The organism is Streptomyces sp. NBC_01335, from assembly GCF_035953295.1.
Taxonomy (GTDB): domain Bacteria; phylum Actinomycetota; class Actinomycetes; order Streptomycetales; family Streptomycetaceae; genus Streptomyces.
Genome location: NZ_CP108370.1, coordinates 6,165,632 through 6,184,615, shown reverse-complemented (window position 1 = coordinate 6,184,615; position 18,984 = coordinate 6,165,632). Strand labels below are relative to the sequence as shown.

The 18,984-nt window shown below is 70.8% G+C and carries 18 protein-coding genes; 9 read left to right on the top strand and 9 right to left on the bottom strand.

Annotation, left to right across the window (positions count from 1 at the left end):
* Window positions 1–57 precede the first annotated feature (57 nt).
* Window positions 58–1,308, top strand: coding sequence for an MFS transporter (locus OG599_RS26550; RefSeq protein ID WP_327178473.1), 1,251 nt, complete (start codon window positions 58–60; stop codon window positions 1,306–1,308).
* A 24-nt stretch (window positions 1,309–1,332) separates the two neighbouring features.
* Here OG599_RS26550 and OG599_RS26545 read toward each other — a convergent pair whose 3' ends face one another.
* Complete coding sequence (locus OG599_RS26545) at window positions 1,333–1,698, bottom strand: YybH family protein (protein ID WP_327178472.1); 366 nt, start codon at window positions 1,696–1,698, stop codon at window positions 1,333–1,335.
* 100 nt (window positions 1,699–1,798) lie between these two features.
* Here OG599_RS26545 and OG599_RS26540 point away from each other — a divergent pair, with 100 nt between their 5' ends.
* Window positions 1,799–2,776 carry a LysR family transcriptional regulator gene (locus tag OG599_RS26540; protein ID WP_327178471.1) on the top strand — a complete coding sequence of 326 codons (978 nt, stop codon included), beginning with the start codon at window positions 1,799–1,801 and terminating at the stop codon, window positions 2,774–2,776.
* A gap of 35 nt (window positions 2,777–2,811) precedes the next feature.
* On the opposite strand, the gene OG599_RS26535 is transcribed toward OG599_RS26540, so the two are convergent.
* Window positions 2,812–3,225, bottom strand: a complete 414-nt coding sequence (locus OG599_RS26535) for a DUF6086 family protein (RefSeq protein WP_327178470.1) — start codon at window positions 3,223–3,225, stop codon at window positions 2,812–2,814.
* Window positions 3,226–3,396: 171 nt separating this feature from the next.
* On the opposite strand from OG599_RS26535, the gene OG599_RS26530 reads away from it, so the two are divergent.
* The 3 genes from OG599_RS26530 (at window position 3,397) to OG599_RS26520 (ending at window position 7,470) form a co-directional block, all read left to right on the top strand.
* The gene (locus OG599_RS26530) at window positions 3,397–3,993 is read left to right on the top strand and encodes a hypothetical protein (protein ID WP_327178469.1); all 597 of its coding nucleotides are present in this window, start codon (window positions 3,397–3,399) and stop codon (window positions 3,991–3,993) included.
* Window positions 3,994–4,208: 215 nt separating this feature from the next.
* Window positions 4,209–6,269, top strand: a complete 2,061-nt coding sequence (locus OG599_RS26525; RefSeq protein WP_327178468.1) for a phosphocholine-specific phospholipase C — start codon at window positions 4,209–4,211, stop codon at window positions 6,267–6,269.
* 256 nt (window positions 6,270–6,525) lie between these two features.
* On the top strand, window positions 6,526–7,470 hold the full coding sequence (locus OG599_RS26520; protein ID WP_327178467.1) for an endonuclease/exonuclease/phosphatase family protein: 945 nt from the start codon (window positions 6,526–6,528) through the stop codon (window positions 7,468–7,470).
* A 115-nt stretch (window positions 7,471–7,585) separates the two neighbouring features.
* Here OG599_RS26520 and OG599_RS26515 read toward each other — a convergent pair whose 3' ends face one another.
* Together OG599_RS26515 and OG599_RS26510 are read right to left on the bottom strand one after the other, a co-directional pair.
* Entirely contained in the window at window positions 7,586–8,125 is a 540-nt protein-coding gene (locus OG599_RS26515) for a hypothetical protein (RefSeq protein WP_327178466.1), read from the bottom strand.
* 10 nt (window positions 8,126–8,135) lie between these two features.
* On the bottom strand, window positions 8,136–8,711 hold the full coding sequence (locus tag OG599_RS26510; RefSeq protein WP_442809556.1) for an ATP-binding protein: 576 nt from the start codon (window positions 8,709–8,711) through the stop codon (window positions 8,136–8,138).
* Window positions 8,712–8,904: 193 nt separating this feature from the next.
* Between OG599_RS26510 and OG599_RS26505 the strand changes: the two genes are divergently transcribed.
* Window positions 8,905–9,045, top strand: coding sequence for a DUF397 domain-containing protein (locus OG599_RS26505; protein WP_327178465.1), 141 nt, complete (start codon window positions 8,905–8,907; stop codon window positions 9,043–9,045).
* 118 nt (window positions 9,046–9,163) lie between these two features.
* On the opposite strand, the gene OG599_RS26500 is transcribed toward OG599_RS26505, so the two are convergent.
* Genes OG599_RS26500 through OG599_RS26490 form a run of 3 tightly spaced genes read right to left on the bottom strand, consistent with a single transcriptional unit; the run spans window position 9,164 to window position 12,658 of the window.
* The gene (locus OG599_RS26500) at window positions 9,164–9,847 is read right to left on the bottom strand and encodes a hypothetical protein (RefSeq protein WP_327178464.1); all 684 of its coding nucleotides are present in this window, start codon (window positions 9,845–9,847) and stop codon (window positions 9,164–9,166) included.
* Between the two features lie 29 nt (window positions 9,848–9,876).
* Window positions 9,877–12,207 carry a hypothetical protein gene (locus OG599_RS26495; protein ID WP_327178463.1) on the bottom strand — a complete coding sequence of 777 codons (2,331 nt, stop codon included), beginning with the start codon at window positions 12,205–12,207 and terminating at the stop codon, window positions 9,877–9,879.
* Window positions 12,208–12,226: 19 nt separating this feature from the next.
* Window positions 12,227–12,658: a hypothetical protein gene (locus OG599_RS26490; RefSeq protein ID WP_327178462.1), complete on the bottom strand. Its 432-nt coding sequence runs from the start codon at window positions 12,656–12,658 to the stop codon at window positions 12,227–12,229.
* A gap of 320 nt (window positions 12,659–12,978) precedes the next feature.
* Between OG599_RS26490 and OG599_RS26485 the strand changes: the two genes are divergently transcribed.
* A protein-coding gene (locus OG599_RS26485; RefSeq protein ID WP_442809712.1) for an IS5 family transposase occupies window positions 12,979–13,778 on the top strand; the annotation gives its coding sequence in 2 pieces (ribosomal slippage) (window positions 12,979–13,317 and window positions 13,320–13,778; 798 coding nt in all).
* Window positions 13,779–13,949: 171 nt separating this feature from the next.
* Here the strand turns inward: OG599_RS26485 and OG599_RS26480 are convergent.
* On the bottom strand, window positions 13,950–15,239 hold the full coding sequence (locus OG599_RS26480) for an MFS transporter (RefSeq protein ID WP_327178461.1): 1,290 nt from the start codon (window positions 15,237–15,239) through the stop codon (window positions 13,950–13,952).
* Between the two features lie 3 nt (window positions 15,240–15,242).
* Window positions 15,243–16,343, bottom strand: coding sequence for a GNAT family N-acetyltransferase (locus OG599_RS26475; RefSeq protein WP_327178460.1), 1,101 nt, complete (start codon window positions 16,341–16,343; stop codon window positions 15,243–15,245).
* Window positions 16,344–16,699: 356 nt separating this feature from the next.
* Here OG599_RS26475 and OG599_RS26470 point away from each other — a divergent pair, with 356 nt between their 5' ends.
* Complete coding sequence (locus OG599_RS26470; protein WP_327178459.1) at window positions 16,700–18,052, top strand: DegT/DnrJ/EryC1/StrS family aminotransferase; 1,353 nt, start codon at window positions 16,700–16,702, stop codon at window positions 18,050–18,052.
* Window positions 18,049–18,981, top strand: a complete 933-nt coding sequence (locus OG599_RS26465; protein WP_327178458.1) for a transketolase — start codon at window positions 18,049–18,051, stop codon at window positions 18,979–18,981. Before OG599_RS26470 ends, OG599_RS26465 begins: the two co-directional genes overlap by 4 nt.
* The last annotated feature ends 3 nt before the right edge of the window (window positions 18,982–18,984 follow it).

Sequence of the window (18,984 nt, the reverse complement as noted above, 5' to 3'; positions counted from 1 at the left end):
CAGACTCACGGGCGACGCGCGCCACGACCGGCGGCGACGGAGAGGAACCCCATGCGCATGAGACGGATCATCCCCCCGGCGGGGGCGCCGAGGAAGCTCGCCCTGGCCCAGCTGACCAACTCGGTGGGCGACGGCGCCTATTACGTGGTGTCGGTGCTCTACTTCAACCGTGTCGTCGGGCTCTCCCCCACCGCGATCGGCGCGGCGCTCACACTGGGCTGGGCACTCGGAGCGGTGGCCGGAGTGCCGCTGGGGCACCTCGCCGACCGGCGCGGCCCACGCGGGGTCGCGGTCCTGATGTCCCTGGTCACCGGGGCGGCGGTCGCCTCCTTCCTCTTCGTACGCGCCTACCCGGCGTTCCTGGTGGCGGTGTGCGTGTACGCCTGCGCCCAGTGCGGTCTCGCGGCGGCCCGGCAGGCCCTGCTCGCGGCCCTGGTGGAGCCCGCCCGGCGTACGGAGACCCGCGCCCACCTCCAGTCGACGGTGAACGCGGGACTCGCCCTCGGTGCGGCGCTCGGCGGAGTCGCCCTGCAACTCGACACCACGAGTGCGTACTTGACCGCGCTGGCGCTGGACGCGCTCAGCTTCGTGGTCTCGGCCCGGCTCCTGCACCGCCTGCCGGCCCCGGAGGGAGCGGCGCACACCGAACGGCCCGTGGGCGAGCGCCGGTTGGCGGTCCTGCGGGACCGGCCGTACGCGGTGGTGTCCCTGCTCAACACGGTCATGCTGCTCTACATGCCGCTGCTGAGCGTCGCGTTGCCGCTCTGGATCGTGCGGCGCACCGAGGCTCCGGAGTGGACCGTCTCCGCGCTGCTGGCGGTCAACACCGTGAGCGTGGTGCTCTTCCAGGTGCGGATCGCGTCCCGGGTGACCGGCCTGGACTCGGCGTCCCGGTCGGTCCGGCACGCCGGTTACGTCCTGCTGCTGGCCTGCCTCGTCTTCGCCTGCTCGTCCCTGGCTACCTCGGCGTGGGCGGCCGGCGCGCTGCTGCTGACGGCGGCGGTGATCCAGGTCCTCGGGGAGATGCTGCTCGGGTCCGGCTCGTGGGAGATCGGCTTCGGGCTCGCTCCGGCCGACAAGCAGGGCCAGTACCAGGGCTTCTACGGCTCCGGGACCGCAGTCGCACGCCTGATCGGGCCGCTGCTGCTCACCACGCTGATCCTGTCCTGGGGCTTCACCGGCTGGCTGGTGCTCGGCGGACTCTTCCTGGCCGCCGGCACGGCGATGGGCCCGGCGGTACGCCGGGCCCACGCCGGTACGGCACACCGGGCGTCCCTCGGCACCGGCGCAGCGGTGGAGGGAAGCTGATCCCGCGCCCCTCGCACACGCTCCTCAGCCGGTCGGCGGACGGAACTCCGGCTGGTCGATGATGCGCAGCCAACTCCCGTCCGCCTGGCGCCGGACCACCTGGGCGCGGGCACCGGATCCGTCCTTCGGGGGCGTGGAGGTCAGCGCGATGTCACCGACGACGAGGGTCGGGAGCGGTTCCTCGGCCTCGAACTTCGGTGCGTGGGAGAGCACTTGCTCCCACAGCTGCCGGATCGCCTCCCGGCCGACCGTGGTGCTGCCGGGCGGGTACGCCATCACCGCGTCCTCCTCGTAGAGCGCCGCGAGTCCGGCGGCGTCCCCCGCGTTGGCGCGTTCCACGAACAGGCGGGTGAGGTCCTCCGGCTTCAGGGCCTTCTCGTTCTCGGACACGACGTTCCTTTCCGGTACGTGATCTCTGCCTTCCCATGGTCCTTCGGGGACGCGGAAGAAGTCCAATCAATCATCCCAACCTCCCCTATAATCAGAGGTTATGGAACTCAGGCAGCTGAAGTACTTTCTCGCCGTGGCCGAAGAGTCCAACTTCACCCGGGCAGCCGAGCGCGTGCACATCAGCCAGCCCGGGATCAGCGCCCAGATCCGTCAGCTGGAGCACGATCTCGGCGCCACCCTCATCGACCGCTCGGGCCGCAGAGCCGGTCTGACCGCAGTGGGTGAGGTTGCCCTCGGACACGCGCGCGCGGTGCTCGACGCCGTGGAGGCGCTGCGGCACACGGTGGACGAGATGAACGGGCTGGTCCGGGGCCGGCTGGTCGTCGGCATGGTGACGGCGTGCACGGTGGAGCCGCTCTTCGAGGCGCTGTCCACGTTCCATCTGGCGCACCCGGGCGTCGAGATCGGCCTCGTCGAGGACGACTCCGACCGGCTGGTCGAGCGGGTCCGCGAGGGGGACGTCGACCTCGCGCTGATCGGTGCGGCGGGGCGGGCGCCGGAGGACTTGGACGGGCACGAGGTGATCAGCGAGCCGATCGTCGCGGCCGTCCCGCCCGGGCATCCGCTCGCCGCCCGGGAGGCCGACGGGGTCACCCTCGCCGAACTGTGCGTCCATCCCCTCATCTGCCTGCCCACGGGCACCGGCATCCGGACGGTGCTGGACCAGGTCTCGGCCGCCCGGGGGCTCACGCCCACGGTGTCCCTGGGGGCCACCGCACCGGACGCGGTGATGCGGCTCGCGGAACGCGGGCTGGGGGCGGCGGTGCTCTCCGCGTCCATGGTGGCCCGGCGGCCGGGGCTGGTGACCGTGCCCCTCACCGACGCGGACACCCCTGCCGTACTGGCCCTGGTCTCCGCGCCCACCAAGAGCCCGGCGCTGCGCGAACTCCTCGCGCACTGCCGGGAGTCGTTCACCGCCCCGGGCACGGGCGCACCGGACGACGACGGACCGGACGACGACGCGCCGGACGGACGCTCGCGGCGCCAGCGTCCGGAGCAGGCGGTCCTCAGGCCGTAACCGCCAGGGCAGGCGGGCCCGTCGCCGTCAAAGGCTCAGGGCGCCATGTGTCGGACAAGCTCCCGTGACTTCTGCCGCAGTTCGGCTGTCCACTCCTTTGCATGGGGGTCCGAAGCCGTCTTGAGACAGTGGCTCTCGGCGTGGTCGGCCCCCTGCCGGCCCACCTCGATGTCGGCCTTCTCAGCCAAGGCCAGCACCGTGGCAACGAACCCTTCGGACAGTGTGGCCATGACGGCGTGCCTGGTTTTGCCATGCCAGGTGAGCAGGGCGTCGACGAACGCCGCGAATGCGATGGGGTCGATCTGACACTCATCAGCTTCCATGGGGCCGATGCCGGATGGCAGCCCCACTTCGGCCTGATAGACGGTGACCTGGCTCATGAACAGCCGGGACGCCCCGTTGGACGGGTTCCATAGGGTTCGGTCGCCCAAGTCGTAGTACTGGCTCACGTCAGCCTCTCAACTCTGGTCATGGGAGGTCGACATTACGGTCAGTCAGCACGCCACGGAAAGTGAGCCAGAGCCCGGGAACGGGCAGCGCCGTGTCACCGGGAACGGGCAGCGCTCGCCCTTCGGTGCGCGCTCCGCAGGTCGTGGTGGCGGGGGCGTCTCTGCTGGACCATGCTGATCACTGCCGACCGGCCCGTCGGCGGGCTGCGTCGACGAGCGGGGGACATGGTGGCTGTCAGCGCGTTGGTGCGTGCTGAGCTGGAGCGGCACGATTGGCGAGCCCTGCGGTGCGGCTGCGGTGACTCCGCTGAGCACGTGCCCCTGATGTTCGAGGTGATCATCGAAGCCGAAGCCCCCGGGGACATGATCGGATACGCCCTCGACGATCACCTTGAGCTCAATGCGAACCTGTTCGAGGTCTCTGTTCCGGCGGTCAGCGTGATCCTCGCCGCATTGGCAGGCGGGTTGTCGCCACTGGCCCGCGCCCACTTCCTCACTACGCTGTGGCGCCTGGCCGGCGGCGACGCCCATCGGACCGAGCAGGTTCTCGGTCGGTGCGGCCTCGGCGACGAGTGCCGGACCAGGGCCAGGGAGGGCCTGTGGCTGATCGTGCAGATCGGGCTCACGGGCGGCGCGGATGATGCCGACACCGCGGCCGACGTGTGCGAGCTCGTCGATCTCGATGGCGAGAGATCCGCCTTCCACCAGGCCCTGTTGCGTGAACGCGCCGCCGCGAAGGGCAAGCGCCGCGGTGTCCGCCGGCGGTAGGACGGATCATGGGCGGAGTGCCACCCTCGGCAAGCGGCAGCCGGGCGTTGCTTCGAAAGTGCGCCGCGAGGCAGTCCACCCCGCGACAAAGGGCTCTCCGTTCGCCGGCCGTACGGCGCGGTGTCACGAACCCGCCCCCGCCCCGTAAGGAGAGACCGCTGTTCTTGGGGCGCCCCGCACCGCCCATCCCCCCTCACCCCCCGGAGTCGTCACCCATGACAGAGCTGGACCGTCGCAGGTTCTTGCGGATCGCCGGTGGTACCGCGGCCCTCACGATGCTGAACGAGAGCATCGCGCGGGCCGCCGCCATTCCGGCGCAGGGCAGGACCGGAACCATCCAGGACGTCGAGCACATCGTCGTACTGATGCAGGAGAATCGTTCCTTCGATCACTACTTCGGGACGATGAAGGGGGTCCGCGGCTTCGGCGACCCCCGGCCGGTGCTCCAGGACAACGGCAAGTCCGTCTTCCACCAGTCCGACGGGACGAAGGACATCCTTCCGTTCAACCCGCAGGTGGACGACCTCGGGATGCAGTTCCTGGAGGGGCTGAACCACGACTGGGCGGGCGGCCAGCAGGCGTACGACAAGGGCAAGTACGACAAGTGGGTACCGGCCAAGACGGCCACCACCATGTCGCACATGACGCGGAACGACATCCCGTTCCACTACGCGCTCGCCGACGCCTTCACCGTGTGCGACGCGTACCACTGCTCGTTCATCGGAGCCACCGACCCCAACCGCTACTACCTGTGGTCGGGCCACACCGGCAACGACGGTACGGGCGGCGGCCCGGTCCTCGGCAACCAGGAGGCCGGTTACGGCTGGAAGACCTATCCCGAGCGGCTGGAGGCGGCCGGGGTCTCCTGGAAGATCTACCAGGACATCGGCGACGGCCTGGACGCCGCCGGGTCCTGGGGCTGGATCAACGACGCCTTCCGCGGCAACTACGGCGACAACTCCCTGCTGTACTTTGACAGTTACCGCAACGCCCAGCCCGGGAGCCCCCTCTACGAGAAGGCCCGCACCGGCACCGACGTCAAGTCGGGCGGCACGTACTTCGACCGGCTGCGCGCGGACGTGACCGCCGGAACCCTCCCGAAGGTCTCCTGGATCGCCGCCCCCGAGGCCTTCAGCGAGCACGCGAACTGGCCCACGAACTTCGGCGCCTGGTACATCTCGCAGGTCCTGGACGCACTGACCGCGAACCCGGCGGTGTGGGCGAAGACCGCCCTGTTCATCACCTACGACGAGAACGACGGCTTCTTCGACCACGTGGTGCCGCCGTACCCGCCGGCGTCCGCCGCCCAGGGGCTGTCCACGGCGGACGTGTCGAAGGATCTGTACGCGGGTGGCGCGGACTACGCGGCGGGCCCGTTCGGGCTCGGCCCGCGCGTGCCGATGATCGTGGTCTCGCCGTGGAGCAAGGGCGGCTGGGTCTGCTCCGAGACCTTCGACCACACCTCGGTGATCCGCTTCATGGAGAAGCGCTTCGGGGTGCGCGAGCCCAACATCTCGCCGTGGCGCCGTGCCGTCTGCGGTGATCTGACCTCCGCCTTCGACTTCACCCGGGCGGACAAGGCCCCCGCCGCGCTTCCCTCCACGGCCGGATACGTGCCGCCGGACAAGAACCGCCACCCGTCCTTCCACCCGATCCCGCCGGCCACGGGCACCCTCCCGAAGCAGGAGCCGGGTTCCAAGCCGACCCGTGCCCTCGGCTACAGCCCGTACGTGGACGGCCGGGCCACGGTCTCCACCGGCACGTTCACCCTGACCTTCTCCGGCGGCCCCACCCTCGGCGCCCACTTCCACAGCACCTCGGGCAACCGTACGGACGGCCCCTGGCCCTACTCCGTCGAGGCGGGCAGGACCCTCTCGGACACCTGGAGCACCAGCGCCTCCACCGGCAACCGGATCGATCTCACGGTCTGGGGCCCGAACGGCTTCCTCCGCACCTGGCGCGGCCCGGCGGCGACACCGGGCCCCGAGGTCACCGCACGCCACGTGGCGGCGGGCGGGAAGCTGCGGCTCACCCTGACCAACCCCGGACCGAAGGCGGTGCACCTGACGGTGACCAACGCCTACGGCGGAGCGGCCCAGACCTTCAAGGTCAACCCCGGCGCGACCGTCTCCCACACGCTCGACCTGCGGACGACCTCCCGCTGGTACGACGTCGAGGTCGTCTCGGACGCCGACGCCACCTTCCTGCGCCGGTTCGCCGGCCATGTGGAGACCGGCGCCCCTGGCGTCTCCGACCCGGCGATCAGGACCGCGTGACGCCGTTCCCGCCGTGACGGTGACGCCGCCCCTCCGGGTGCGCGGCAGTCGCCGCCCCGGGACCGGCAGGTCCCCGGGCGGCGACTGCGGGCGGCTGCGGGAGGCGGCTGCGGGAGGACCCAGGGTCGGGCCTCACCGTTCCTCCACCCCTCGTCCACGTGTGTGTACCTGCCACGTACGATCATCCCGCGCCGGCGCGGCGGTGCGGCTTCCTGCCGCAGAGTGGCGGTGCCAGGAACAGGGAGGGGAATCGACCATGCGACTTCACGGCATCCGACGACGTGGTGTCCGGCTCGCGCTCGCGGGGGTACTGGCGGGGGTGCTGCTGCCGGTGACGGCGGCACAGGCCGGGGCGGCGACGTCCCACACGTACAACGTGTGGCAGTGGAACGTGGCGGGCGACAAGATCCACGAGGGCTCCACGACCGACGGCCTGATCGACCAGGCGGCCTCCTCGATCGTGAACCGTTCGGCGGACTTCGTCTCGTTCAACGAGCTGTGCCGGGGACAGTACGACGCCCTCGTGACCGCGCTGCGCGCCGAGGGCTGGCCCACGGACACGCAGAACTTCGCCCGCTTCGAACCGAGCCGCGAGGCCGGCAACTCCTCGGTGTGCAAGGGCGAGGCGTTCGGCAACGCGCTGTTCAGCAAGCGTCCGCTCGGCACGGCCGACCGGATCACGCTGCCGGACGACGGTACGGCCGAGAAGCGCAACCTGCTGTGCGCGCCGCTCACCGACGGCTCCGGGACCCGGTTCTGCACGACGCACATCACCACGCAGGGGACGTACAACGTCGCTCAGCTGGAGGCGGTACGGGCGAAGCTGGAGGCCTACCACGCCGCCGGCGAGACGGTCCTGATCGCGGGCGACTTCAACGCCCAGCCGAGCTACGGCCGGCTGAACTCCTTCTACGCGCCGAGCCTCGACGTGCCGAACAACGGCAACAACACCGGCGCGTACCGGGAGCTGGACGACAACGACACGGGCAACTGCCTCGGCTACGGGGAGTGGACCTCGGAAGGCACCCCCGGCTCGGCGCCGCCGTGCGGGGGCAACGCGAAGCTCGACCTCATCTTCGTCCGCGAGAGCACGCTGGCCGGATCGTACAGCGGGGACTCGCTCGGGATCTCGACGTCCTGCACGGGCGTCACGGCCTGCTCGGACCACCGCATCACCATCGGCACGGTGACCGTCAGCTGAAGCTCGTTTCGAGGCGCGGCTCGCGAAACGCGACCTGGTGCCCCGGCCTGCGGCCGCCCGTGCCCGCCACCGCGCGGGCACGGGCGGCCCGGACGACTTCGCGACAGGCCCGTCTTCAACGACGGTGGCCCTCCCACCACCCGGTCAGTTCCTCGACACGGGCGTCGAAGCGACGGTCGAGGAAGGACATGGGTGCGGCCAGGGTCAGGTGTTCGCCCGTCACCAGCGCAAGGCGCACCCGGCGCACTCCGGCGCTGCGCCGGACATCGACCCTCGCTATGTCCGCCCAGGGGATGCGGCGCTCCCGTTGGGAGACGGGCGAATAGGCCTCCAGACACTCCGGCGTCAGCCGCGTGCCCCGGTCACGCGTCAGGATCCGTATGCCGACGACACCTACGACGGCCGTGTGCGCGCAGGTGCGCAGTTCCCCGGCCGTCATGGGGTCGGCGGTCCAGCGCAGCCCCAGGTAGAGCAGGCCCGTCGCGAGAGCCATCCCCAGCACGACGGGGACGACGAGCTGCGCCGCTCCGACCGGCATGTCGACGGCTCCCTCCTCGCGCCGCACGCGGCGCCACGTCCTCTTCACGTCGCGCCGGCCGCCTTCGCTCGTGTTGCCCCACACCGCTGCTCCCCCGCGCCCGGTGGCATCGGCCACCGCTGGTTCCTCAGGCCACCTGTACCGGTCCCGGCGGCAGGTCCAGTTCGGCCACGACCGTCTTGCCGACGGGCGGACGGTCGAGCACGGCCCACCGGTCGGCGAGCGCCTTCACCAGAAGCATGCCACGGCCGTTCTCCGCCAGCGGCGGCACTGGCGGAGGCGGCATCTCCGGCGCGGGCGGCCGGAGTTCGCTCCGGGCGTCGGACACCGCGATACGCAGGGTCCGGCCGCACCTCCCGGCACCGAGGGCAGCAGCGGCGATCCCCTCGACGGTCCCTGCGGTGGTCTCCGCGGTGATCCTTGGGGTGGTCTCCGCGGTAATCCCTTCGGTGATCTCTGCGGTGATCTCGAAGTCACGCCCGGGGACACGGCCGTGTGTGACGGCGTTGGCGGTCAGCTCCGCCACGAGCTGCGCGGCGGTGTCCGATGCCTCACTGCCGTACGGCACGCCCCAGACGTCGAGTTGGTGCACCACGAGCCGACGGGCGAGGCGTGCGCCGCGCGGGGTGGAGCTGAAGCGATGTACGAGCATCCGGGCGGCGAGGGGCACTTGGCCGGTCGCGGGGACGAACGGTGGAGTCATGGCCCCACGATGGCGCCGCTCGCCCCCCTTCACCAGCGACGACGCGCGTACGCGACCCGGGCGTACGCACACCGGAAGGGCCGGTACGCGACACCGGCCAGAGCGCCGGGACACGCCTTCGCCCGGCCGCCGTCAGGGCGGCGCATCAGGTTCGCCTCTCTCCGCCGGACCTCGCGTCCCGACCCTCGAACGGGTGACAGAGCGGACAGCTTCGCTCGGGGCTCAGAGAACGCAGGCGATCCACGTCCGCGACTCCAAGGACCAGCGCAGCCCCGAACTCGCCCTCTCCCTCACCGCATGGCGCGACTTCGTCGCCTACGCCGCCCGGGGCTGAGCCCCGCGCCACGCACCTGACCACCCGTCCGTGCGGAGGCACCGCATGCAGCAGGCGGCCCTTCCCGTAGACAGGAAGGGCCGCCCCTGATCATGGTCGTTTCCGCGTACGGCAGCGGCTACGCCCGGTCCAGCACGACCTGCGCGGGAAGCCCGCCGTTCTCCGCGCAGCCCATCTCCTTGGCCATGGCCACGGAGATGGAGTGGGCCACGGTCGCGTAGGCGTCCTTCAACGCCCCGCTTTCGTCATCGATGTCCTTGGGCATGCCCCAGCGCATCACTTCGACGGAGATGTGGGCCGGATTCGTCCCGGCGAGCTTGTCGCTCCGGCACGCGAACTCGATGAGCGCCTTGTCCGCCATGGTCCAGGCCGACTCGCCCATCTTCAACTCGGTGTACTCGGGGCCCATGTCGCCCGCCGGGCCGCCGTGTGCCAGATTCCAGGTGATCCTGAGCTGGATCTCGGGCGTACCGACGGGTGTGAAGACACGGCAGATGTCCCCCGTGCCGACGCTCTCGGTGATGAATTTCTCCCGCAGGGCGCTCGCGGCCTTCGCGATCGAGTACTTCTTCGCCGAAGCCTCCAGCCGCGACTCCCCCGTGATCACCTTCAGCGCCTTGGCGGCGTCCGCGGACACGGCGTTGCCGCCGCAGAGCTGCGTCCCCGCCACCGCCTTGTCGGCCGCCTTCGCAGCCGGGTCCTCGTCTCCTCCACAGCCGGTGGCCCCGAGAAACAACGAGCCGGCCATGGCCACCGCGAGGAGCCCCCCGCGTGCTGACCTACGACTGATCACTATCCGCATCCTTCTGTGTACTCGGTCGTCCACCGACATCAGTCGGTCTCCGGGTCGTTGCCCTGCTGGTTCTCCCGGTCGTTGCCGACCCCGTAACCGATCAGCATCGATTCCTTCAGGTCCTGCCTGAAGGTGTCCCGGTCCCCCACGCCGTGCCGATTCAGGAACTCCTCCGTCGGGGACTCGGCCATGCTCTCACCGCCGGCGTAGATCTTGGTCTTCTCCTCCCGGGTGAGGTCGTCCAGCTTGTCCGCGTTCGCGTCCACCGAGTTGTCGGAGAAGTCGCCGACCATCTGGCCCATGACCTGCTCGACAGCGCCGCTGGCGGTGTCGGTCGCCAGCGGGATGAGCACCGCGGCCGCGCCGACGGCCGCCGTCGCGGGCAGGAAGGCGACGCCTGCGGCAACGCCCGCCGCGGCCCCGAACTCGACCCAGCCCGAACGCTTCTCGACCGCCTTCTCGTACTCCTCGTGGGTCTTGAGGTTCGTCGCCTCGACCTGGTCGGCCCGGGACTGGTCGAGCATGCCCTGCACCTCGGCGCCCACGCGCACGGTCGCCCGGGCCGCGCCCTCGTCGATCTTCCCGTCCGGCCCCACTGTGTTCTCCAGGGCGCTGCCGGTGTAGGCCTGCTCCGCCGTCGAAACCGTCGCGTAGGCGTCCGGGTGCTGGCCCAGGGTGCTGAGGAAGCTCCGCGCGACGCTCCGCCCGTTCCCGTCCGCGGTGTCCGCGAAGTCGAGGTGCGCGCCTTTGCCGTCGCCCGGCGCGAACACGCTGCCCGGGTCGTTCTTGTCCAGCGCCCAGTTGATGTCGTTGATGTAGCCGGCGCCCATGGTGCCCAGGCTGTCGGACATCGCCCCGTTGTCCTTGAGAAGCTTCGGGTCCGCGCCGTACTTCTCCATGACCTTTTCCATGACCGCGACGTTGTCCTCGTCCCGCACCACGCCGGCGTCCGGCTGCCCGTCCGGGTAGCCGAGCGTCGCCGCCTCCAGGGCGTGGCCGAGGGCGTCGGGCATCTGGTCGAGCGATGCCTTGAGCTCCTTGTCGTCCAGCGAGTTGACGTCGGGGAAGGACTCCCACTTCTCGTTGCCGAAGAAGTCGAGGTAGTTGTCGATGCCCTTGCCGAGGTTGGCCGTGGCGCCGGTGTTGACCGTGCCGTCCTCGTTGTAGGCCGTCGGGTCGTCCGCGAAGAAGTGCTTCGCCGCGTCAGGGCTGTTGCCGAGCGCCTCCAGCATGGCGGAGACCGGGTCGTACCCCGCCCCGTTCACACCGGAGGGGTTGAACGGGTTCTTGAACGGGCTGTTCACCACCTTGTTGTCGGCGAACATGTACGGGTCCTTCTGGTGGAGCTGCGCCACGTGTTCGGCGATCGGGTTGAGGAACTTCGCGTCGTAGTTCCCGTACCGCATGATCCCGCCGAGCAGCTGGTACCCGTACGGCCCGTTGTAGTCGTTCTTGCCCAGCGGAACGCGCTCCGTGCCCAACTTGCGGAGCTCCGGGCCCCACTTCTCGGTGAACTCCTTGTCGTGGGAGGCGGTGGCCAGGTTCAGGCCGAGGTTCTTCTGGAGCTCCTGGACGTCCTTGAGGCGCTCCGGGTCGACCTTGCCGTACTCGTACGTGTCCGTGGAGAGCTGGCCGAAGAACGCAAGCGACTTCTCGGGGCCGAGCTTCTGGTAGAAGTCCTTGGAGAACTCGACCGACGAACTGTTGTCCTTCAGAAGCTCGTTGAGCTGCTGAAGCTCGGTGTGCGTGATGTCACGGCCCTTGGCCGCCAGGGCGGCGGCGCGGTCCGCCTCCTCCTGGTCCAGCTTCGTGTACTTCGGGGCGCTGAAGTCCTTGCGGTCGCCGAAGTTGGCTTCGAGGGAGTTCTTGAAGGCGAGGTCGTCGTCGTTGCAGTTGTCGACGATGAGGTCGATCTTCTTCTGCCACGACGCGATGTTCTCCCGCTCCTGGTGCAGGAGGTCGGGGTAGTCGGGGTCGTGCCGGGCCGCGTTGCTCTCGGACAGGGGGTTCTTCGCCGCGACCTTGCCACTGCCGTCCACCTTGACACCGGCCGCCGGACCGTCGTGGTCCCGGATCCTGACCAGCTCGTCCTTGGCCTTCTTGATGGCCGTGTAGCCGTCTTCGAGGACCGACTTCACGCCCTTCGCCTCGGCCGCGGCGTCCGAGAACTCCTTGGTCGTCTTACCGATGAACTCCTTGGTGACCCCCGCGTTGACGCCCGCCCAGGACGCCCCGTCCGCCTTGGCCTTCATCCCGCTCGCGGCATCGGCGGCGAGCTTGTCCAGCTTTCCCGCCATCTCCGACCAGTCGTCGGCGGCGGCCTTCAGCTTCGCCACCGGGGCGTCGACTATGTCCTCGTACTTCAGCATGTGCGTGCTCCCCCGAGCCCTAGTTCATGTATTCCGTGAGCACGGATATCTTCGTCAGATCTCCGTCGACCTTCACCTCGTCCTTGGCGTGCTGCGCCTTGGTGTAATCGAGATGATTCGAGATCTGCGCACAGGAATCCAGCAGCGTCTTCAGATGGGTCTGCCAGGAGTCGTGCACCTTCAGCACGGCCGCACCGCTCGTGAAGTTCCCGCTGGTCAGCGCCGTCGCCGCGTCGGCCGTCGAGTCACGGGCGATGTTGCCCTCCTTCGTCAGCCGATTCCGCAGCCCGAAAGCCTCATTGCCGATGGCGCCGAGCTCGTCGTCATTGACCACCAGGTCTCCGTCGCCACCGCCACCACTGCCGCCGTCGGCCGGGACGTGGTCGATCTGCATGGCGGTCCGCTTGGCCGCCGCCGCGCGCAGTTCCGCCCATTCTTGCTCGAACGTCACGAATTCCCCCAAGTCCATCCGGGCAGGCCGCTCCACCGTATTCGCGCGGCCACCGACGCAATCACCGTATCGTCTGGATCCGCGCCGGCGCCCGGGCGGCTGGTGAGGATTCCCCGAATTACGGACGAAAGCGCCAACTCCCGCGTCAGCGAGCTGGCTTCCGGCGCGGCCCCCGCACCGCGGGGGATCGGCGAGGCCGACGCAGCAGGAGAACAGCGACGGGTGGACTTCGCTCGTGGACCTGAGTGGCCGCGATCGGCTCCGCAACTTAGACGTCGTTTCTTATGGCGTGGTCGCTCGTTGGTCTGTGCATGACGGATCTGGTTGAGCGGTTGGTGCCGGATGAGTTGTGGGTGTTGTTCCGGCGGGTGGTGCCGCCCACGGAGGTGAGGCGTCCGCAGGGCGGGGGCCGTCGTCGGGCCGGTGACCGTGAGGTTCTGGCGGCGGTCGTCTTCGTGGCCACCTCGGGCTGTACGTGGCGGCAGCTGCCGCCGGTGTTCGGCCCGGCCTGGCAGACGGTTTACCGGCGGTTCGCCCAGTGGAGCACGGACCGGGTCTGGGCCCGTCTCCACCGCGTGGTCCTGGACGAACTCGGGGCGCGGGGTGAGCTGGACTGGTCGCGGTGCGCGATCGACTCGGTCAGCGTCCGGGCGGCAAAAGGGGGCTTCTGACGGGACCGAATCCGACCGACCGAGGCAAGTTGGGATCGAAAATCCATCTGGTCACCGACCGGAACGGACTGCCGCTCTCACTCGGCATCTCCGGCGCCAACATGCACGACAGCCAGGGACTGGAACCGCTCGTCCGCGGAATCCCGCCCATCCGTTCCCGTCGCGGTCCACGCCGCAGGCGGCCGGCAAAGCTTCATGCGGACAAGGGCTACGACTACAACCACCTGCGGCGATGGCTTCGTTCACGCGGCATACGTCACCGCATCGCCCGCAAGGGAGTCGAGTCGTCCACCCGGCTCGGCCGTCACCGCTGGGTCGTCGAACGAACCGTCTCCTGGCTGGCCGGCTGCCGACGCCTCCACCGCCGCTACGAACGCAAACCCGAGCACTTCCTCGCCTTCGTCGGCATAGCAGCAACCCTCATCTGCCACCGACGACTCACCAAATGAGACAACCTCTTAAGGCACACCAAAGCGCCGCCCCTGGAGATCACGCGTCCGCCGGCCGGGGAACTCCCCAAGTGTCCAGAAAGCGGCTGGGACTTCGCACCAGTGCCCGACGAGGAACCCGACGCCGAGGACTCCGGCCGGGCCGGGTCGCCGAGCGGCCGCCCGGCGGGCTCAGGGCGCGGTGCCCGCGACCGCCGCCGGGGTGCGGGAGGGGCCGCCCTGCGCGGCGACGCGGCCGGGGATCAGCCCCGGGCGGCGCAGCACGACCGTCACCGCCACCAGCGCCACCGCGCTCGCCGCCCCCAGCAGGGCGAAGGTGAACCGGCCGGTCGCCTCGTACAGCGCGACGCCGATCAGCGGGCCGACGACGTTGCCGAGGTCGGAGACGAAGCCGAACAGGCCGTACGCCTTGCCGTCGTCGGCATGGGCCGCCTTCAGCTCCACCACACCCCGCCGCGCCGCCAGGAACAGCGTCGCGTAGCCGGCCATGTAGACCAGGAAGCAGGCGGCGACGACCCAGACGGAGGTGCCGGCGGCCAGCGCGCACAGGCCGACGGCGCTGAGCGCCAGGCCCGTCACGGTGAGGCGCCGCAGCGAAGGGGAGAAGCGGCCCATCAGCCACATGACGAACGCGGACACCGCCAGGCCCCCGACGAGCACGGCGGAGATCACGGAGCGGGAGGAGCCGTCGTCGACGGCGCGCAGGTGCATGGGGAGCAGAGGTTCCAGGGCCGAGTAGACGATGAAGGTGAACATGTCCATCAGGCCCAGCAACAGCGCCCACACGTACCAGCGGGACGGGGAGGCCGGGGCGCCCTCGGCTGTGGGGGGCTCCGTCGGCGCGGGTGCGCCGGTCCCTGCCGCCGCCTCCCCGGGGGCGCCGGTGTCCGCGGTCTTCCCGGCGTCGGGTCCGGGGATCGCCAGGACCAGGCCGACCGCCGTCACGGCCGTCACCACCGCCCCGCCGAGGAACAGCCCGGTGAGCCCCGCCGGCCCCGCCACGCCCGCGATGAGCGGCCCGAGGAGGAAGCCGGCGATGGCGGCGGCGCCGAAGGAGCCCATCATGCGGCTCGTCGGCACGTCGTAGCGACGGCACAGGGCGGCCATCCCTGCGTAGAGGGCGGGGCTGACCAGCCCTTCGCCCACGCCCCACACGACGCGGGCGGTGAGCAGGGTCACCCCGTCGGTCGCGAGGGCGGTGGCGGCGATGCCGACGGCGGCGAGCAGCATCGACAGCATGGCCACCCGGTCGGCGCGCCACCGGTCGACCCACCAGCCGCCGACGGGCTGCGCCAGTGCTTTCGCCGCCGCGAACAGCGCGAAGGTGAGCGCCACCACCAGCGGGCCCGCACCGACGCGGTGCTCCAGGTCCGGCACGAACGGGATCATGACGGTGTAGGAGGCGTTCACGCTGACGACGGCCGCCAACAGCAACGCCGCGCGACGCCGGGCCGCTCCCATCGACTACTCCCCCTCGATGTAGGCGGACAGTTCCGCGTGCATGCGCCGCAGTTCGGGGACCAGGTCCGGGCGCGGGCCGGGTGCGTAGACGAGGGCGTACAGGTCCGTTCCGGTCAGCGCGTGCCGCTCCTTGAAGCGGTAGTTGTCCCGGCCCCACTCCAGGCGCCGCACACCGTTGGCGTAGGCCCACTCGGTGCCGCGGTACATCAGCGCCACGTACGTGCTCAGGTCGTGCAGGGTGGCGTAGCTGACGCCGCCGCACATGAAGGTGACCTCGGTGCCGCGCCGGAAGGCGAAGAACGCGCCGACGAGCCGGCCGTCGACCTCCGCGACGAGGAGGAACGCCCCCGGAATCTCCAGCAGGGCGGTCAGCGACGCCTCGTCGAAGAGCGGCGGCCAGTCGTTCTTGTCGCTGGTGTCGACCGTCAGCGGGTACACGGCGGGCACCAGGGCGCGCGCCTCCTCCCCCTCCACCACCCGTACCGTCAGGCCGCGTTCGTCGGCACGGCGCAGGCGCCGCGCCACGTCCCGGCGGATCTTGTTGGTGGTGCGGTGGAGCTGGGTGTCGAGGTCGTCGGCGAGGTCGGTGGCGTAGGTGCGTTCCAGCAGCAGGCGCCCCACCGGCTCACCGGCCACCCGCAGCCAGTCCTCCACCCCCTCCTCGGTGAGGTTGGGGACGACGAGGAGTTCCCCGACGCCCTCGGCGATCCACTCCATGGCGGTGGTGTGGGCTCCCTCGATGAGGGCGGCGGGCACGTGACCGCGGCGGGTGTACATGGAATAGGGCGAGCCGGCGAAGACGACGGGGTCGCCGAAGCGGCCGACGAGGTCCACCTGCCGTTCGTAGCCGTCCCAGAAGGGGCTCTCGTGCAGGGCGTACAGGGGCAGCACCGCCACCCCGTCGTCGGCGCGGGCGCCGGGGGCGTCGGGGTCGGTGTGCACGTACGCCGTGCGGGCGCGGCGTTCCACGGTGACCCGCTCCCAGCCGCGCAGCCAGGGCTCCGAGTCGTACAGGCAGCTGGGCGCCACCTGCTCGGGCACCGTCGGTGAGATGCGCCAGGTGGGCGCGGTCACGACGCCCCGCCCGGTTCGCGTGACGTCCATCCCGCAACCTCCTGCTCGGCCGTCCTGGTCACACCCGGGCCACGGTAGGAGCGAGCGCTCTCACGACGCTCTCACCGGGTGCTTTCACGACGCTCTCACCGGGTGCTCTCACGGCGCTCTCACCCGGGGCTCTCACGGCGCTCTCGCCCGGGGGCCCCGCGAGGTTCTCACCGGGCGGTCTCACGCCGCTCTCACCCGGGGCCCCGCGTCGCTCTCGTCGGCGCGGAGCGGGGTGAGAGGGGCGGGAGAACGGCGGACCGTAGCGTCCCAGCCGGGCCGCGGCCCACGGCGCCCGGCCGGCGCCGGGCACGACGAGAGAACAGTCAGGCTCCGCCTCAGCTCACCTGGAGAGAGAAATGACGGCACAGCTGGCGATGTTCGGTAACAAGCCCGTGGTGGAACCGGAGCACCGGCGGCTGGAGTGGCCGGTGGTGACGCAGGCCGACAGGGACGCCGTGCTGCGGGTCCTGGACAGCCGCAAGTTCACCGTCGGCGCGAAGAACGAGCCGGAGATCAGCGGCCTGGAGAGCGAGTGGGCCGAGTTCTGCGGCACCCGCCACGCGGTGGCCGTCAACAGCGGCACGGTGGCGCTGGAGTTGGCGCTGACGGCGCTGGGCATCCAGCCCGGTGACGAGGTCATCGTGCCGGCGCTGAGCTACGTGGCGACCGCGATGGCGCCGCTGTACCAGCTGGCGGTGCCGGTGTTCGTCGACATCGACCCCGTCACCTTCAACATCGACGTCACCCGCATCGAGGAGAAGATCACCAACCGCACGCGTGCCATCATCCCCGTCCACCTGGGTGGGCTGCCCGCCGACATGGACGAGATCCGGGCCCTGGCGCGGCGCCACAACCTGCTGGTGATCGAGGACGCCGTGCAGGCGCAGGGCGGCAAGTACCGCGGTGAGACGGCCGGTTCGATGGGTGCCGCGTCGGTGTTCAGCCTCAACGTGGAGAAGTCGATCCCGACGTGCGGCGAGGGCGGGCTGATCGTCACCGACGACGAGGAGGTCGCCACGCGCTGCCGCAGTCTGCGCGTGCTGGGCGAGGACCTGAGCACGGACGAGCGGCTGTACGTGTCCGCCACGCGCGGCTCCAACCTCAAGCTGTCCTCCGTGCTGGCGGCGTTCACCCGGGCGCAGCTGGACCGGTTCTGGGACTACCAGGAGCGGCGGGACAAGAACATCCCGGTGTTCCTGGACCGGCTGGCGGCGCTGCCCGGCATCGTCGTCCCCACCGTGCCGGAGGACCGCACCCACATGTGGCACATGCTGCGGTTCCGCTTCGACCCGAGCGCGGCGGGCCTGGAGGGCGTGGAGGCCGGTCCGTTCCGGCAGGCTCTGCGCCGGGCGCTGCTCGCCGAGGGGGTGCCGCTGACCCACTACCAGATCATCCCGCTGCCCGGTCAGCCGGTGTTCCAGAAGCAGGACGCCTACGGCAAGGGCTACCCGTGGACGCTGCCGGGCGTCAACCCGCAGCGGTACGACCTCGCGGACTACCCCGTCACCTGCCAGGTCATCGAGGACTCGCTGTGCCTGCGCCGCATGCACCTCAACCCGGACGCGGGCCCGGCGCTGGACGCCTACGCGACCGCGTTCGAGCGGGTGTGGGAGAACCTGGACGTCATCGGGCGCATCGCCCGGTCGCTGGACTACGCGCCGCCGTGGGCGGTCGTGCCGGGTCACGGGGCCGCCGGGAGGACCGCGTGAGCGTGCCGCTGGCGCGCCCGGTGTCCGCGCAGGCGGCGACCGATCACCCGTCCGTACCGTCCGCGCCGGGGCTGGTCCCCGGCCCGGCCCCGGAGCTGGTCGAGGGGTTGCCCACCGACCCCCACGACGACCTCCGGGAGAAGGCGCTGGCGGTGCGGGAGCACGTGCTGCGGATGGCGGCCGGCACGGTCGGCGCGCACATAGGCGGCTGTCTGTCGGCGACCGACCTGCTGGTGGCGCTGCACTTCCGGGTGCTGCGGATCAGGCCCGAGGAGCCCCGGTGGGAGGGGCGCGACCGCTTCGTGCTGAGCAAGGGCCACGCGGGGGCGGCACTGTACGCCACCCTCGCCGAACGGGGCTTCTTCCCGACGGCGGACCTCGACACCTACGGCACGCCCGCCGGGCATCTGGGGGCGCACCCGACTCCGGCGGTGCCGGGGGTGGAGTTCGCCACCGGGTCCCTCGGTCACGGCCTGTCGCTGGCCACCGGGCTGGCGCTGGCCGCGCACCGGGCGGGGGCGGACACCCGCGTCTACACCCTGCTGGGCGACGGGGAGTTGCAGGAGGGGTCCAACTGGGAGGCGGCGATGTCCGCCGCGCACCTGGGGCTGGACAACCTCACCGCCGTCGTCGACCGGAACCGGCTGCAGATCAGCGGCGGCACGGAGGAACGCATGGGGCTGGAGCCGCTGGCCGACAAGTGGCGCGCCTTCGGGTGGCGGGTGACGGAGACCGACGGGCACGACTTCACGCGGCTGGTGCCGGCGCTGGAGCGGCCCCCGGTACCGGGCCGCCCGTCGGTGGTCATCGCCGACACCGTCAAGGGCCGGGGGGTGCGACACCTGGAGCACCGTAAGCAGGGGCACTTCGCGAAGCTGTCGGCGTCCGCGTACGACAGGGCGCTGGCCGCGCTGCGGGCCGGGCGGTGAGCG